The sequence below is a fragment of the Kribbella shirazensis genome (genome assembly GCF_011761605.1).
GTDB lineage: Bacteria > Actinomycetota > Actinomycetes > Propionibacteriales > Kribbellaceae > Kribbella > Kribbella shirazensis.
In genome coordinates this window covers 7,588,773-7,602,979 of sequence record NZ_JAASRO010000001.1, presented here as the reverse complement: position 1 = coordinate 7,602,979, position 14,207 = coordinate 7,588,773, and the positions used below count along the sequence as shown (strand labels likewise).

Sequence of the window (14,207 nt, the reverse complement as noted above, 5' to 3'; positions counted from 1 at the left end):
TCGGCAGCGATGGCCGTTCACGATCATGAGCGTCGCGAAGCCGTTCGTGTTCGCCCTGGTGTGTCAGGCGGTCGGTGTCGGCGCCGTACGGAAGCTGGTCGGCGTGAATCGGGCGGCTCGGTGGACGAGCGCCGGGAGTTCATCGTCGAGCGTCCATCCGGTCGGCTAGGGCGCGGCGAGGGTGAGTGTGGTGTTGGCCGTCGTACCCGATCGTTGATAGCCCAGGTCGATCGTGTCTCCTGCCTTGCGGGTCAGGGTCGCGACGACGATCTGTTCGCTGCTGACCGCGGGCTCGCCGTCGATCTCCGTGATGACGTCGCCTTTCCGCAGGCCGGCCGTCGCGGCGGGCCCGTCGGCCGCGAGTACGAACAGACCGCTCGGCGCACCGGTCGCCTTCGCGACCGCGGGAGGAATCTCCTGGACCTGCAGACCGGTGGTCGGGTGGCCCGGCTTGCCGGTGGCGATCAGCTGGTCGGCGATCGGCTTGGCCAGATCGATCGGGATCGCGAAGCCGAGACCGACGCTTCCGCCGCCGCCCACGCCGACAGCGTTCGGCACGGTGGCGATGGCGGCGTTGACGCCGACGAGCTGCCCGGCACAGTCCACCAGCGCGCCACCGCTGTTGCCCGGGTTGATGGCGGCGTCGGTCTGGACCGCGCCGACCAAATGGTGGGTCACGCCATCGCCCGGGACCGGCACATACCGGTCGAGCGCGCTCACGATGCCGGAAGTGACGGTGCTGCTGAGGCCGAGCGGCGCACCGAGCGCGACCACCGGTTGTCCGACCTTCAGGCTTGCCGACGAACCCATTCCGATCGTTGGGAAGCCCTCGGCGCCGTCGGCCGCCTTGAGTACCGCCAGATCGGTACTGGGATCACGGCCGACGATCGTCGCGGCCGAACTGGAACCGTCGCTGTACTGGACAGAGACCGTGCCGCCGCCCGCCGCGACCGAGATCACGTGGTCATTGGTCAGGATGTAGCCGCCCCGCTGGATGACCTGGCCGGACCCGGTTCCGGCCTGGGCTCCGCGCTGCGCCGAGATCGTGACAACGGAGGGCAGGACCTTCTCTGCCACCGGGACCGCAGCACACATCGCCGTACCCGGATCCGCCGGGCTGGTGGCCGCCGCGGCTGTGTCGCTTCCGCCACGCTGGGCCAGGACGAAGATCACTGCGGTGACGACTGCGCCGACAACCAGGCCGACCACGGCGGGCCCGAGCTGATCACCACGGAAGCGGCGGACGGTGCGCGACGGTTCGGGTGTGGGTGTCGGTGGTGGACTGCCGGCCTGGACCATCTCGACCTCCTCTGGTCCGCTCAGGATTCGGAGCGCGCCGGTGGCAGGTCGTGCTCCAGGCCCTCCTCGCCGTTGTGAGCATAGGTTCGCGGCGCGTCCGGCAGGTCGCCTGATCCGGGTGACCGCGTCATGGTTCTGTCGAAGTACAGGTACGAGACCGCCGCGGCCGCCAGCGGCATCGCGATCGCGAAGAGCATCGACGACACCACGTTGATCAGCGTCGGCGACCAGTCGGTCGCCAGCAGCATCACGATGCCGGCGATCGGCCCGGCGGCCAGGCCGAGTCCGACGACGATCGCCAGCGGTGCGGCGGTCCGCCACCACCTGCCTCTCACCAGTCGACGACTGCGGCGTAGCGCCGTACCGCTGGGAATGTCCTCGGCGACGAGGGCCTGGACGACGAACGCGCGGCTGACGGCGTAGTAGATCGCGAGCGGGATCGTTGCGACGAAGATCGTCAGGACGGAGAGGATCACGACGTACTGGGTGGCGACGCGAGCGAGCGGCCACCGGATCGAAACCACGTGGCGCAGCGCGGCCGACGCCGTGACCGGGATCCCGTTGTCCAACTGGTCGAGCGTGCGCATCACGGCCGCCAGGAGTGCGGTGTACGCCGCGACGGTGAGGATCGTGATCGCGAGCGCGAGCAGCGACGCCCAGAAGCCGGTTGCGTTCTCGGTGGGTGCGCCGAGGTCGACCGGTGCGTCGCGGCGCTCCGTCTGGAGTCTCGCGAGGCTCACCGTGGCCAGGCTCAGGATGGCGAATGCCGCAGCGAACAAGCCGAACAGGACGGGACGGTGGCGGAACAGCTGGATCGCGGATGCGACGGCCTGCCCCCAGGCGCGATGTCGTCGCGCGGGGAGTGGGTCGGCATCGGTCCAACGGGTTCGGCTCGCGGCCAGCCAGACGAGTGCCGCGAGAACGGCGAGGATCACGCCGAGCGGCCAGGTCCGGTCCAGGGTCTCGCGGAGCAGGTTCGACCCGGTGGCGACCGCGGAGCAGAAGGCGTCTGTGCTGCTCGGGCCGAGCAGGGCGCCGCCCGGTACGACGGTGCTGTCGTCGCGCCAGGTTGCCTCGGCGTCCTGGATCGGTGCGGTCCACGACGCCTTCATGTTCGGTCCGGTCGGACCGTCGAAGAACGATCGCTGACGCTCACCCCACCGGCCCTGGAACGCCAGCCACGGGTACTTCCGGAGGTAATCCGCCTGCAGCATCGGGACATAGGCGACCCGCGGGGTGATCGCCGGTAGCGGGTTGGTCGTGTCGTCGCAGCCCAGTCCTTCCGATCCGCGTCCGAGGTACAGACGCCGGCCGAACTTGTTCGCGTGCGATCCAGCGGCCGGGTAGACGACCGGATGCGTGCCATCGACGAGTTCGAGCTTGGCGTCTCCCCAGCGCGCCCGTTCGGCCCCGCCGTGCTGGCTGTAGCCGACGGCGGCCGGCTCCGTGGTCAGGGCTGCCTCCGGAGTGGCAGCTTCGAACACCAGCCGGATCGACTCCCAGTCGCCTTCGTGCGTGTTGTTGTAGTCGTTGAAGACGTAGAAGAACCAGTACTCGAGCGACAGCTGTCCGGGGAACGCCGGGTCCGTGGCCACGTGGGCGTAGACCGTCGCCGGGTACTCAGCGTTGATCCGTTCCGACCAGTCGGCGTAGTCGCAGCCGGGGCGGAGCGGATCGCCGGGGAAGTCGAGGAAGTGCCCGGGATAGCGGCGACCGAGATCGCTGTCCGCGGGCTGCGTCTTGATCAGGTCCGGCGGTCGCCAGGGACCGCGCAGCGCGACCTCCTGGTTGCCGAGCACCGCCTGGACGTCCGTCGGCCGGAACTGCTCGCCGGCGCACGATGACGGTTCCTGCTGCATCCTGACGACCGGGGCGTAGCGCTCGGCCAGTCGCTGAGCCGCTGTGTCGTCCGGGCCTTCCGCCGCGATTGCCCGCCCGGGCGCGGACATGGCGATCAGGCTCACGACCGCGAGGGTCACCGCTCGCCGGACGGATGCCGTCATGTCGCCAGCATGCGTGGGCGGCAGCGCTCGCACACCATCCCGCACCGGCCGTTCCTGCCCCGGCCGGGTCACCCGATTCAGGTGATCCGCAGTACGTCTCAGGCACTGCTGGTACGGCGCCACACGACGATCGTGAGCAGGCCGGCTGCCGAGCTGCGCCTTCGCGGCTTCGTCGCCCGGGAAGGGGGATGCTGTGCACTCCCTGATGCAGGAGAGTCGTCTCGGGCCGTGAAAGGGGCGTTCCCATGGGCCATTACGTCATTCGCGTACAAGGCAACTTGTCGCGCGACCTGACGGACGCGTTCCCGTCGTTGACTGCCGATCCGGAGCCTGCGCAGACCGTTCTCCACGGCTACCTGGCCGACCAGGCCGCGCTCGCCGGCATCCTCAACCACCTCGACACGCTCGGAGTCAGCATCCTCGAGGTCCTGCAGGTCCCGTCGCCTCATTCTCCAGACCGCAAGTGAGTGGTCGGCTTGTGGCCGGTGGTGGGCGCGGTTCTTCCACAAGCCTTGGCGATCGCCCTGAGCCCGGTGCCGCTCGTATGCATCCTGCTGACGCTGATGTCCCCACGTCCGGTGCGCGCCGCGCTGTGCTTCGCCGTGGGCTGGTACTGCGCATTGGCGGTCGCCACCACACTGGTGGCCGCACTCACGGACACGGTTGCCGACTACAACGAGGAAACAGCCCGCGACGGTGTCGACGTCATCCGGTTGGCGGTCGGCGTCTTGTTCGCCGTACTGGCCGTCCGGTACTGGCGTGCGCGGCCGGAAGCTGGTGAGCCGCCGAATCGTCCCCGCATCTTCGACCGGATCTCGACGCTCTCCGCGGGCGGGCTCGTTGTCACCGGCGCCGTCGCCGCCCTGGCGAACCTGAAGAACCTTCCCCTCGTCCTGAGCGCCGGGAGCTACATCGGCGCGACCGATCTCGCCGCCGGATCGACCATCGCCGCCTCGCTCGCCTTCGTGACCGCGGCGTCCCTGACGGTCCTGCTCCCGATCCCCGTCGTACTGCTCGTGGGCGCCGCCAGGATCACCCCCGCACTGAAGTCACTGGAAACCTGGCTCCTCACCAACCTGAACACCATCACCGCAGGCATCCTGGTCCTCATCGCCGTCGTTCTGATCAGTCAATCGCTCTAGGCCGGAAGGCGCGTCAGCAGACTCGTGGTCGAAGGCAGGCCGAGCACCGCGCTGTGTCAGGCGCTGGCTCGCCAGACGAGTTGGTGGGGGAGGGTCACCTTGCGCGGCGCGCGTCCGGGGTCGGCGATTCTTTGGATCAGTAGTCCGAGCGCGGTGTCGGCGACACGCGCCTTGTCGAAGTCGATCGTGGTCAGCGGTGGCACCGTGATCGCCGAGTCGTTGATGTTGTCGTAGCCGGTCACCGAGACGTCTTCGGGCACCCTGAGGCCGTGCGCGTGCAACGCGAGGAGGGCCCCCATCGCCGCGCCGTCGGTGCAGCAGACCACTGCGTCGACCGGCGCGGCATCGCTGTCGAGGAAAGCGTTCAGGGCCCGCGCCGCGGACGTCGGTCTCCAGTCCTCGCTGGCGATCTCGAGTCTGGGATCCAGCGGCAGGCCGGCCGCCCGCAGAGCCTGCCGGTAGCCGTCGAGCCGGGCGACGGCTGCCGGGTGATCGGACATGCCGAGGAGGGCGATCCGGCGATGTCCCATCTTGATCAACTCGCCGGTCAGGTCGGCGATCGCGGCCGCGTTGTCCATCCACACCATGTCCACGATCGGTAGGTAGACCTCGCCGATCAGGACCACCGGCGGCAGGGCGATCCCGGGTTGCACGGCTGTCGTCTCGTGATTGACCGGGTTCAGGATCAGGCCGTCCACCTGGTGTTCCCGGGCCCTGGACAGCAGTTGGGCTTCACGACCCGGGTCCCAGCCGGTCTCCTCGACCTGGACCTGCAGGCCGCGCGCGGCCGCCGCGTTGACGAAGTGGTGCAGCATCTCGGCGAAGAAGGGGACCTGCAGGTCCGACAGCGCGATCGCGATCATGCCGGTGCGCCCGTTCCGCAGTCCGCGAGCGGACAGGTTCGGGACGTAGTCGAGCGCGACCATGGCTGCTTCGACGCGCGCACGGGTGGCGGGACGAACGTTCACGGTCCCGTTGAGCACGTTGGAGACCGTCTTCGGTGACACCCCTGCCCAGCTCGCGACATCCCGCACGGTGGCTCGCATGGCCCCAATCCTAGGTCGCTCCGTCCCTTGAATTTTTGCTGCGGCGAGCCGTTGACAGCGCCGATTACAACGGTGCAAACTCCCTGGCACTTGCAGATTACATCGTTAGATTACATCGTTGCATTCGAATCTGGAGTCCTCCGTGACCATGACCTCCACGATCGACCCTGCGTTCACCGTCGGACCGGTCAATCCGTGGCTCTTCGGCACCTTCGTCGAGCATCTCGGCAGATGCGTCTACACCGGCATCTACGAGCCCAGCCACCCGTCGGCCGACGAGGACGGCTTCCGCGGCGACGTCGCCGCGCTGGTCCGCGAGCTCGGCGCGACGGTCGTCCGCTACCCCGGCGGCAACTTCGTGTCCGGCTACCGCTGGGAGGACGGCGTCGGGCCACGGGACGCGCGGCCTCGCGTGCTCGATCTGGCCTGGCGGTCGATCGAGACCAACCAGGTCGGCACCGACGACTTCCTCGCCTGGTGCTCGCGCGTCGGGCTGGAGCCGATGCTCGCGGTCAACCTCGGTAACCGCGGGCTGGCCGAGGCGGTCGACTACCTCGAGTACGTCAACGGCGCCCCCGGCACGCGGTACGCCGACCAGCGCGTGAGCAACGGAAACGCCAAGCCCTGGGGCGTACGGCTGTGGTGCCTGGGCAACGAGATGGACGGCCCGTGGCAGATCGGCCACAAGACGCCGCTCGAGTACGCCCGCCTCGCGCAGGAGGTCGCCCGCGCGTACAAGACCTTCGACCCGAACCTCCTCCTCGTCGCCTGCGGCTCGTCGAACACGTCGATGCCGACGTTCGGCGAGTGGGAGCGTGTCGTCCTCGAACACTGCTACGACGACGTCGACCTGATCTCCGCGCACGTCTACTACGAGCCGGTCGACGGCGACGAGGTGTCCTTCCTCGCCTCCTCGGCACACATGGACCGTTATGTCCGGGACGTCGTGGCGACCGCCGACCACGTGGCCGCGAGACGGCACTCGTCGAAGCGGATCAACATCTCCTTCGACGAGTGGAACGTGTGGTTCGCCGCCCGGCACGCGCAGCACGAGGAGGAGCGCGCCGAGGCTTCCGAAGCGCCCGCGCTGATCCAGGACGTCTACACCGCCCTGGACGCGGTGGTGGTCGGATCGCTGCTGATCACCCTGCTGCGCAACACCGATCGGGTGGGCGTGGCCTGCCAGGCGCAGTTGGTGAACGCGATCGCGCCGATCCTGACCGTCGAGGGCGGTGCCGCCTGGCGGCAGACGATCTTCCACCCGTTCGCACTGACCGCGAAGTACGCCCGCGGCACGGTTCTGATGCTTGCCGGCGACCACGGTGAGGTCGAAACCCCGGCGTACGGATCCGTCGAGCAGGTGTGGGCGGTCGCGACGTACGACGCGGAGTCCGGTGAGCTGGCGATCTTCGCCGCCAACCGGTCGCTGACCGAACCCGCCTCCTGGACTGTCCGGCTCAGCTCACTCGGTGACCTCCGCCTGCTCGAGCACCTTGTGGTCGGTGATGAGGACCGCAACGCAGTCAACTCCCAGGACGCCCCCGATCGGGTCGTTCCCAAGGCCGGCTCTTCCGCCCTCGCCGGCGACCGGCTGACGGTGACCCTGCCGCCGGCGTCGTGGCACTGCATCCGGCTCGCCCCCTGATCTTCGAAAGGACCAAACCATGACTACTCCTGATCCAGTGCGTCTCGGCCGCCGGACCCTGTTCGGCGCCGTCGCCGGCGTCGGCGCCGGCCTCGCCCTCTCCGCGTGTGGCGGCACCAGCGGCCCGCCCCAGGCCGGGCCCGCGACCGGCAAGGGCGGCGCCGAGGGGTACGACGGCCCGAACGTCGAACTGCAGTACTGGAACGGCCTGACCGGCGGCGACGGCCCGATCATGAAGAAGCTGGCGCAGAAGTTCATGGACGCCAACCCCAAGATCAAGATCACCACCACGTCGATCGCCTGGGCCGACCTGTTCCAGAAGCTGCCGGCCGCGGTGCAGAGCGGACGCGCGCCGGACGTCTGCCTGATGCATACGGGCGACATCGCCACGAACGCCGCGCGCCGCGTGGTGCAGCCGATCGACGACGTGGTCGCCGGCGCCAAGCTCAGCGCCGCCGACTACGCCGAGCAGGTCTGGAAGGCGAGCTTCTACCAGGACAAGCAGTACGCCATCCCGCTCGACATCCACCCGGCCGGGCTGTACTACAACAAGAAGGTCCTGACCCAGGTGGGTGCGGATCCGACCAAGCCACCCACGACCATGGACGAGTTCATGGCCGTGCTGGACAAGTGCAAGTCCAAAGGCGTCAAGGGCTACTGGGTCAGCGCGTTGAGTGTCGGAGGTCTGGTCGCGCAGTCGATGATCTTCCAGAACGGCGGCTACATGATCAGCGACGACGGCGCCAAGACCGGCTTCGGCGATCAGCCGGCGATCGACGCGATCACCTTCTTCAAGAGCCTGATCGACAAGGACTACTCGCCGAAGAACGCGGCCGGTGACGGCGACTGGGTCTCCTTCAGCAACAGCAAGGCCGCCTTCATGATCAACGGCCCGTGGATGGTCACGCCGTGCAAGCAGGCCAAGGGCCTGGAGTGGGGCTGCGCACCGATTCCGGTGCTCGGATCCAAGGAGCAGACGTGGGCGGGTTCGCACTGCTTCACGCTGCCGCGGCAGGTCAACCAGGACCAGAACAAGGCGACGGCGGCCCGTGTCTTCGTCAACTGGATGAGCCAGAACTCGGTCGGTTGGGCCGAGGCCGGCATGGTGCCGGCCCGCAAGTCGGTCCGCGAGTCCGCGGACTTCGAGAAGTACACCGAGGTCAAGCAGTTCGAGAAGATGATCGACTGGGCGCACTTCCCGCCGAACGTGCCGGGCGCCGGCGACACCGACCCCGAGTGGACGAAGGCGATCAGCCTCGCCGTGACCGGGAAGAAGCCGATCGACCAGGCGCTCAAGGACGCGGCGCAGAAGGGTGATCAGATCCTGGCCGCGAACCAGAAGAAGTACGGCGGATGAGCGGCCGGATCACCGGCCTGGCCGGGACCGGCCGCAGCCCGCTGCGCCATCACCACCCGGTCACGCCGTACCTGTTCGTGGCGCCGTACGTCGTACTCCTGCTGACGTTCCTCGTAGGGCCCGCCGTCTTCGGCGTCTGGATGAGCCTCCACAACTGGGACTTCATGCTGCCGGGCAAACCCTGGGTCGGGCTGCAGAACTACCGTGACCTGTTCGACTCCAGTTCGGTGCTCTTCCATCCGTTCTGGAACGGCATGAAGAACACCTTCCTGTTCGTCCTGATGAGCGTGCCGTTCCTGGTCGTCATCCCGCTGGGGCTGTCGCTGCTGCTGAACCGGAAGTTCCGCGGGCGGACCTTCTTCCGCGCCGTGGTGTTCACGCCGTTCGTCCTCGGGGTCGCGGTGGTCGGCCTGATCTTCGGCTACCTCTTCGACCCGGAGGTCGGACTGGTCAACGGGATCCTCGACGGGGTGGGTCTGCCCAAGGTCTCCTGGCTGTCCACCCAGCCGCAGGCCTGGATCACGATCACCGTCATGACGATCTGGTGGACCATCGGGTTCAACGCGGTGATCTTCCTCGCCGGGCTGCAGGGCCTGCCCGAACAGCTGTACGAGGCGGCGGAACTCGACGGCGCCGGCCGCTGGGCCCAGTTCCGCCACGTCACGCTTCCGGGCCTTCGCAACGTCTTCCTGTTCGTGGTGACGACCACCATCCTCGCCAGCGCGAACCTCTTCGGCCAGCCGTACATCCTGACCAAGGGCGGGCCGGGTGACAGTACGACGACGGCGATCATGGCGATGACCAACGAAGGCCTGCGCGGCTTCCGGATGGGCAGCGCGGCGGCGATGAGCTACGTGCTGGCGCTCGCCCTGGCGATCATCTCCGTCGCGAACTTCCTGATCATGAGGGAGCGCAAGACATCATGACGACGACCAGTTCGATCACCGGCGCCCGTACCGACGCCTCCGACCCCGCCGGCTCCGCCGATCCCGGCGGACCGGGGCGGCGCCGGCGGGCCTACTCCCGGACCAGGGTGGGGCCACTGACCTACGTCGCGATGACGGTCATCTCGCTCATCTTCATCCTGCCGTTGCTGTGGATGCTCCTGACCACGTTCAAGACCGAGTCCGACGCCCGCTCGATCCCGATCCGCGTGATGCCCAGCGAATGGACGCTGCGCGCGTACCGGCTGATCTTCGACGACGCCGCCAACCCTGTGTACACGTGGCTCATCAACTCGCTGGTGGTCTCGGTCCTGCACATGGTGCTCAACGTGGTGGTGGCGGCCATGGCGGCGTACGCGCTGTCGCGGATGAGGTTCAGGGGCCGCAACCTGCTGTTCGGCACGCTGATCGCGACGCTGTTCATGCCGGGCTTCATCTTCTTCATGCCGAACTACCTCACGATGAGCAAGTTCGGCTGGCTGGACAGCTACTGGGCACTGGTGGTGCCGGGGGCGGCGGGCGCGTTCGGCGTCTTCTTCCTCCGCCAGTTCTTCCTGGCGATCCCTCGCGAACTGGAGGAGAGCGCGCTGATCGACGGCGCCAACTCCTGGACGATCTTCACCCGGATCATGCTCCCGCTCTCGAAGCCGGCGCTGGTGACGCTTGCGGTCCTGAGCTTCCTCGGCTCGTGGAACGACTTCGTCTGGCCGGTGTTCGTCCTCTTCAGTCCCGACAGGATGACGCTGGCGCCCGGCCTGGCCACGCTGTACGGCGCCTACACCACCGACTACCCCGTCGTCATGGCCGGCGCGACCCTCGCCGCGGTCCCAGTGCTGATCCTGTACGTCGTGGTGCAGCGCTACGTCATCGAAGGCGTTGCGAACAGCGGCCTCAAGGGCTAGCTGTGCCCGGCTCGGTGGTGAAGCGCGATGATCGCCTCGGCGAGCGCGGTGGCGGCGGCGTCAGCCTGGGGTTGCGTCAGGTCTGTCGACCGCAGTGTCGCCTTGGCAGCCTCCAGCGCCGGTAGCAGCGGCCGCCAGCTGGAGGGCGTGTAGCGCTCGCTCTCCAGAGTGTTCGCACGCTTGACCAGACGCTCGAGCTTCGAGGTCGTCACTGTGAAGGTCACGGGGCACAGGACGTACTCGTCGCCCTTGGTGTGGGTGAAGAGGAGTGAAGTCGACCCTGAACTCCCCGTGGTGAGGTCGACGTCGATCCGGCCGTCGGCGTCGACGCGGGGGGTGCCTGCGATCGAGACCACGTTCTCGTCCAGGGACTCGACGCCGACCTCGTCGTCGGGATCGCGAGGCGAGATGGTGCCGGTGGCAACTGCCGTGCTGTTCGGGGCGACCCGGAACGGCGTTGCGTGGCAGCGCAGGGTGTATCCGCCGTACACCTCGAACTCGAAGATCGACAGCCCGTACTGCGTGGCCGGCAGTCCGGCGACGCGCACGTACCTGGCCTCCGACCGCCCGACGTCGACGACGTTCCGCAACTCGCCCGACGTCTTCTGCACCCGAGCCAGCACAGTCCAGTCCTGACCGTTCACCGAGGCCTCGATGCGATAGTCGTTCGAGGTCGCGGCTTCCCAGGTCACGATGACCTGGCTGACCGATCGCGTCTCCTCGAGGTCGACCTGGAGCCACCGCTCGGTGGTGTATGGCGCTGCCTGCCGCTCGGACGCCCAGCGCGTGACCGGGTTCCCGTCGTTCGCGTTCGCCGAGGCCAGTGTCGCGTTGTAGGTCGAGTCGGCGCTGATCGGCCGGTGCAGGGCGAGATTCTCACGACCCGCGGACGCGGGCGGTGCATCGGTGACCCTGTCGTCTTCGAACAACTCCATCTCCCACAGCGACACCCCGTAGTGGCTGGTGCTGCGCTGCTGCGACTGCATCCGGACGTACCGCGCGGTCTCGTCGACCGTGACGAGATCGGTCCCGCCGTCGGAGCCGGCGCCGCTCGTGACGAACGCGTCCCGCCAGGTCTGACCGTCGTCGGACACGCGGATCGCGTACTGCTTGGCGTAGGACGCCTCCCACCAGAGCCTGACCGCGCGGATCCGTTGCGCCGCCCCCAGATCCACCTGTACCCATGCGGTGTCGGACGAGTTCGCGCTCCATCGCGTGCTCATGCTGCCGTCCGTGACGTTCCCCGGGGTTCCGCCCGACGAGCCGGAGGCAGTGACCGGCTTGCCGAGGGCGCGGTTGATGCTCGTCACCGTTCCGAATTCCTTGACGGAGTAGCCTCGACGCCCGGTGCTGTCGATCATGAGCAGCCGGACGTACGTTGCCGGGGTCGGTGCCATCTCCAGGTCGACGCGCCCGCCGGTCCCGTCCCGGACGAACCGCCGGTCGGTCCAGGTCTTGCCGTCCAGCGAGGTCTGCAGGAGGTAGCGCGTCGCGGCGTCGTCGCCCCACGCAACGGATACGCCGGTGAGGAAGGACCCGGATTCGAGCTCCTTGCTCAGCCAGGCCGTCCCGTCTCCCACCGAGTGCCAGGCAGTCGCCTCGTTCCCGTCGCCGGCGAACGCGGCCTTGCCGTCGGCTGCCGAGGTGCTCGCGGTGTAGTCCGAACGGTCGCCTGGCCTGATCGGCACCAACTCTGCCGTCACGGTTCGGCCGAGATTCGCGCCGTCGCCGAGAGCGAAGCTGCCGTGCGCCGCCTTCGTCACGTCGGTGAGGGTGACTCGCACGACGAGTCCGGGCAGGTTGGGATTCGCGACGCTGACGAGGGGCGTGTCGCCGGACTCGTTGAGGATCACGATGCTCGGCTGGCTCACCTCGAGGGAACGCCCCGCGCCCAGGTCCAGCCGTCCGGCCCGGTAGAAGGTCGCCATGGTCCGGCGCAGCCCGGCGTGCCGGACAGCCTGAACCTCGGTGTCATTGCGGAGCACCTCGACCGCCGGGTCGGCGGCGTACGCCTTGACCTGTTCGGGTGTCTTCGCGGGCAGTACGACGTACTCGTAGCCTGCGTCGTCCGGCTTGACCCCGTGGTCGACGTACAGGGTGAACGCGTCCCGGCTGACCGGGTCCGCGTCGAGCCAACTGCCGGTTTGCGCCTTGTTCGAGACGTGAACGCGCTGCTCGGTCGGGAAGACATAGCCGACTTCGTCGTTGTAGGCCCACGACGGGTGGTCGACGGCGACGGAGTCCGTTCCGGCCGGTACCGGCTTGCCGTCGACCGAAGCGTTGTCCTTCGCCGAGGCCTGGTTCACGGTTGTGTGGACGGCCGCGTCGGCCGCGGACGTGATGCCGGAGCCGAGCGCGACCATCTCGTCGTCGAAGTAGTAGTAGCTCTTGTTTCCCTTCGTGGCGGCGCGATCGAGGCTGTGTACGCTCGCGCCGTACGTTCCGTCGGACACACCTCCGGTGAAGGCGCCGCCGTTCCCTGTGGAGCCGAGGGTCTGCTCCTTGACGTACGGAGCGGTCACTCCCGGATAGTGGAACCAGTCGAAGGCCGGGCCGAGGTCGGAGTACTCGTGGTTGTTGACCTGGATCGCGGTGGCCCCGGCGCTGTTCCAGACGATCTCGTTGCCGATCTCGGGCCGGAACGTGGACCGGTACTCGCTGCCGACGGTCCGGCTGGAGTTCAGCCGGGTGAAGATCCCGTAGTCGTCGCGGAGGTGCGACGAGAACTCCGAGCGCCAGAAGTACTTGTTGCCTGCCAATCCGTTCGACGTGGTCTTGCCGTGGATGCTGTCGAGCAGGGCGCGGTAGGCGCTTGCGTACAGCGGGTCGGTGCGGATCATCTTGGTCAGCGGCTCGATGAACTCCGAGCTGTGGCTGGTGACGCCGTCGATGGTCTTGGGCGGCCGGTAGCCGAGGTAGAGCATCCCGATCTCGCCGCGAATCATCCATCGGGTGCCGTTGACGATGTAGTTCGCGATCGTGTCCAGGTTGTCGCGGCTGAAGGCGAAACGGGTGCCGCGGGCGGCGTCGGCCCACAGCGCGACGTTGACGAAGAGGATCATGCCGTAGCCCTCGCTGTACAGCTGCGCGCCGTGCGCCCAGAAGCTGGCGTCGGGCTGGACCGCCTCGCGGACCGCGCCGGAATTGTCGGGGGTGACCGTTCGGACCATGGTGTCGAGCCCGGCCCTGAGGTTCTCGCCGTTGCTGGTGGCGAGTGCCTCGAAGAGGTAGTTGGTGGTCCGCCAGGCGCCGTTGGCGCCGACGGGATCCAGCTTCCCGGTGTTGTGCCGCAAGGCGACGTCCAACGCGTCCTGGCTGAGCACGTCCCCGACGAAGAGGGAGATCCGGCCCATGGCGATCGACTCGCCGATCTCGGTCTCCCACCAGTTCTTGTTCGTCGGGTCGGCCGAATCCCAGTAGCGCAGCGCGCGCTCGAGCGCACTCAGGACGGCGGGATCCCGGTAGCCGTTCGCCGTGGGTTCGCGGTAGGCCTGGGCCATGGCGACCATCCGGTAGAGCGCGATGTAGGCCGACCACACCGCGCCGTTCGCCGAGCTGGTGGTATCGGTGTAGTCGACATCGGACCACGAGCCGTCGGCCGCCATGGACTCCGCGTACTGCAGCGCCTCGGACATACGGCCGAGGTAGATCCCGTTGGCGATCCTGATCTCGTCGCCCTGGTCCAGGTAGTACTCCTGCAAACGCGAGACGATCGTCTCGACATCCTTCTTCGCGGGCCCAGCTGATGCCGGTGGCACGGCCAGGCTGTTGCCGCCGATCACGACGCTCAACGTTAGGGCGATCAGAAACCTGACGCGTCTCATGTCCGGGATTGAACCGGTTTGAATCCATGCCGTCAAGACCTCAGA

11 protein-coding genes are annotated in these 14,207 nt (G+C 68.0%); 7 read left to right on the top strand and 4 right to left on the bottom strand.

The window, feature by feature from the left end:
• The first annotated feature begins 25 nt into the window (after window positions 1–25).
• Window positions 26–169, top strand: coding sequence for a hypothetical protein (locus BJY22_RS36180; RefSeq protein ID WP_202891425.1), 144 nt, complete (start codon window positions 26–28; stop codon window positions 167–169).
• On the opposite strand, the gene BJY22_RS36175 is transcribed toward BJY22_RS36180, so the two are convergent.
• Complete coding sequence (locus BJY22_RS36175; RefSeq protein ID WP_167216110.1) at window positions 166–1,299, bottom strand: S1C family serine protease; 1,134 nt, start codon at window positions 1,297–1,299, stop codon at window positions 166–168. The genes BJY22_RS36180 and BJY22_RS36175 overlap by 4 nt on opposite strands.
• Before the next feature lie 20 nt (window positions 1,300–1,319).
• Entirely contained in the window at window positions 1,320–3,302 is a 1,983-nt protein-coding gene (locus BJY22_RS36170; protein WP_167216108.1) for a hypothetical protein, read from the bottom strand.
• 245 nt (window positions 3,303–3,547) lie between these two features.
• Here BJY22_RS36170 and BJY22_RS36165 point away from each other — a divergent pair, with 245 nt between their 5' ends.
• Both BJY22_RS36165 and BJY22_RS36160 read left to right on the top strand, forming a co-directional pair.
• On the top strand, window positions 3,548–3,769 hold the full coding sequence (locus tag BJY22_RS36165; RefSeq protein ID WP_167216106.1) for a hypothetical protein: 222 nt from the start codon (window positions 3,548–3,550) through the stop codon (window positions 3,767–3,769).
• Window positions 3,770–4,444: a GAP family protein gene (locus BJY22_RS36160; RefSeq protein WP_337759748.1), complete on the top strand. Its 675-nt coding sequence runs from the start codon at window positions 3,770–3,772 to the stop codon at window positions 4,442–4,444.
• Between the two features lie 56 nt (window positions 4,445–4,500).
• Here BJY22_RS36160 and BJY22_RS36155 read toward each other — a convergent pair whose 3' ends face one another.
• Window positions 4,501–5,490, bottom strand: coding sequence for a LacI family DNA-binding transcriptional regulator (locus tag BJY22_RS36155; protein ID WP_167216102.1), 990 nt, complete (start codon window positions 5,488–5,490; stop codon window positions 4,501–4,503).
• A gap of 148 nt (window positions 5,491–5,638) precedes the next feature.
• On the opposite strand from BJY22_RS36155, the gene arfA reads away from it, so the two are divergent.
• Genes arfA through BJY22_RS36135 form a run of 4 tightly spaced genes read left to right on the top strand, consistent with a single transcriptional unit; the run spans window position 5,639 to window position 10,338 of the window.
• Window positions 5,639–7,135 carry an arabinosylfuranosidase ArfA gene (gene arfA, locus BJY22_RS36150; RefSeq protein ID WP_167219122.1) on the top strand — a complete coding sequence of 499 codons (1,497 nt, stop codon included), beginning with the start codon at window positions 5,639–5,641 and terminating at the stop codon, window positions 7,133–7,135.
• 19 nt (window positions 7,136–7,154) lie between these two features.
• Window positions 7,155–8,492, top strand: coding sequence for an ABC transporter substrate-binding protein (locus BJY22_RS36145; protein ID WP_167216100.1), 1,338 nt, complete (start codon window positions 7,155–7,157; stop codon window positions 8,490–8,492).
• Entirely contained in the window at window positions 8,489–9,418 is a 930-nt protein-coding gene (locus BJY22_RS36140; RefSeq protein WP_238350557.1) for a carbohydrate ABC transporter permease, read from the top strand. Before BJY22_RS36145 ends, BJY22_RS36140 begins: the two co-directional genes overlap by 4 nt.
• Window positions 9,415–10,338, top strand: coding sequence for a carbohydrate ABC transporter permease (locus BJY22_RS36135; RefSeq protein WP_167216098.1), 924 nt, complete (start codon window positions 9,415–9,417; stop codon window positions 10,336–10,338). Before BJY22_RS36140 ends, BJY22_RS36135 begins: the two co-directional genes overlap by 4 nt.
• On the opposite strand, the gene BJY22_RS36130 is transcribed toward BJY22_RS36135, so the two are convergent.
• A complete protein-coding gene (locus tag BJY22_RS36130) occupies window positions 10,335–14,162 on the bottom strand; it encodes a discoidin domain-containing protein (protein WP_167216096.1) in 3,828 nt (1,275 codons plus the stop codon). The two genes, BJY22_RS36135 and BJY22_RS36130, sit on opposite strands and share 4 nt — an antisense overlap.
• Between the last annotated feature and the right edge of the window lie 45 nt (window positions 14,163–14,207).

Bases quoted from the DNA above. Each gene is read 5' to 3' on its own strand.
- BJY22_RS36130 (WP_167216096.1), bottom strand. From the start codon at position 14,162: ATGAGACGCGTCAGGTTTCTGATCGCCCTAACGTTGAGCGTCGTGATC.
- BJY22_RS36140 (WP_238350557.1), top strand. From the start codon at position 8,489: ATGAGCGGCCGGATCACCGGCCTGGCCGGGACCGGCCGCAGCCCGCTG.
- BJY22_RS36135 (WP_167216098.1), top strand. From the start codon at position 9,415: ATGACGACGACCAGTTCGATCACCGGCGCCCGTACCGACGCCTCCGAC.
- BJY22_RS36155 (WP_167216102.1), bottom strand. From the start codon at position 5,490: ATGCGAGCCACCGTGCGGGATGTCGCGAGCTGGGCAGGGGTGTCACCG.
- BJY22_RS36180 (WP_202891425.1), top strand. From the start codon at position 26: ATGAGCGTCGCGAAGCCGTTCGTGTTCGCCCTGGTGTGTCAGGCGGTC.
- BJY22_RS36170 (WP_167216108.1), bottom strand. From the start codon at position 3,302: ATGACGGCATCCGTCCGGCGAGCGGTGACCCTCGCGGTCGTGAGCCTG.
- BJY22_RS36165 (WP_167216106.1), top strand. From the start codon at position 3,548: ATGGGCCATTACGTCATTCGCGTACAAGGCAACTTGTCGCGCGACCTG.
- arfA (WP_167219122.1), top strand. From the start codon at position 5,639: ATGACCTCCACGATCGACCCTGCGTTCACCGTCGGACCGGTCAATCCG.
- BJY22_RS36175 (WP_167216110.1), bottom strand. From the start codon at position 1,299: ATGGTCCAGGCCGGCAGTCCACCACCGACACCCACACCCGAACCGTCG.
- BJY22_RS36145 (WP_167216100.1), top strand. From the start codon at position 7,155: ATGACTACTCCTGATCCAGTGCGTCTCGGCCGCCGGACCCTGTTCGGC.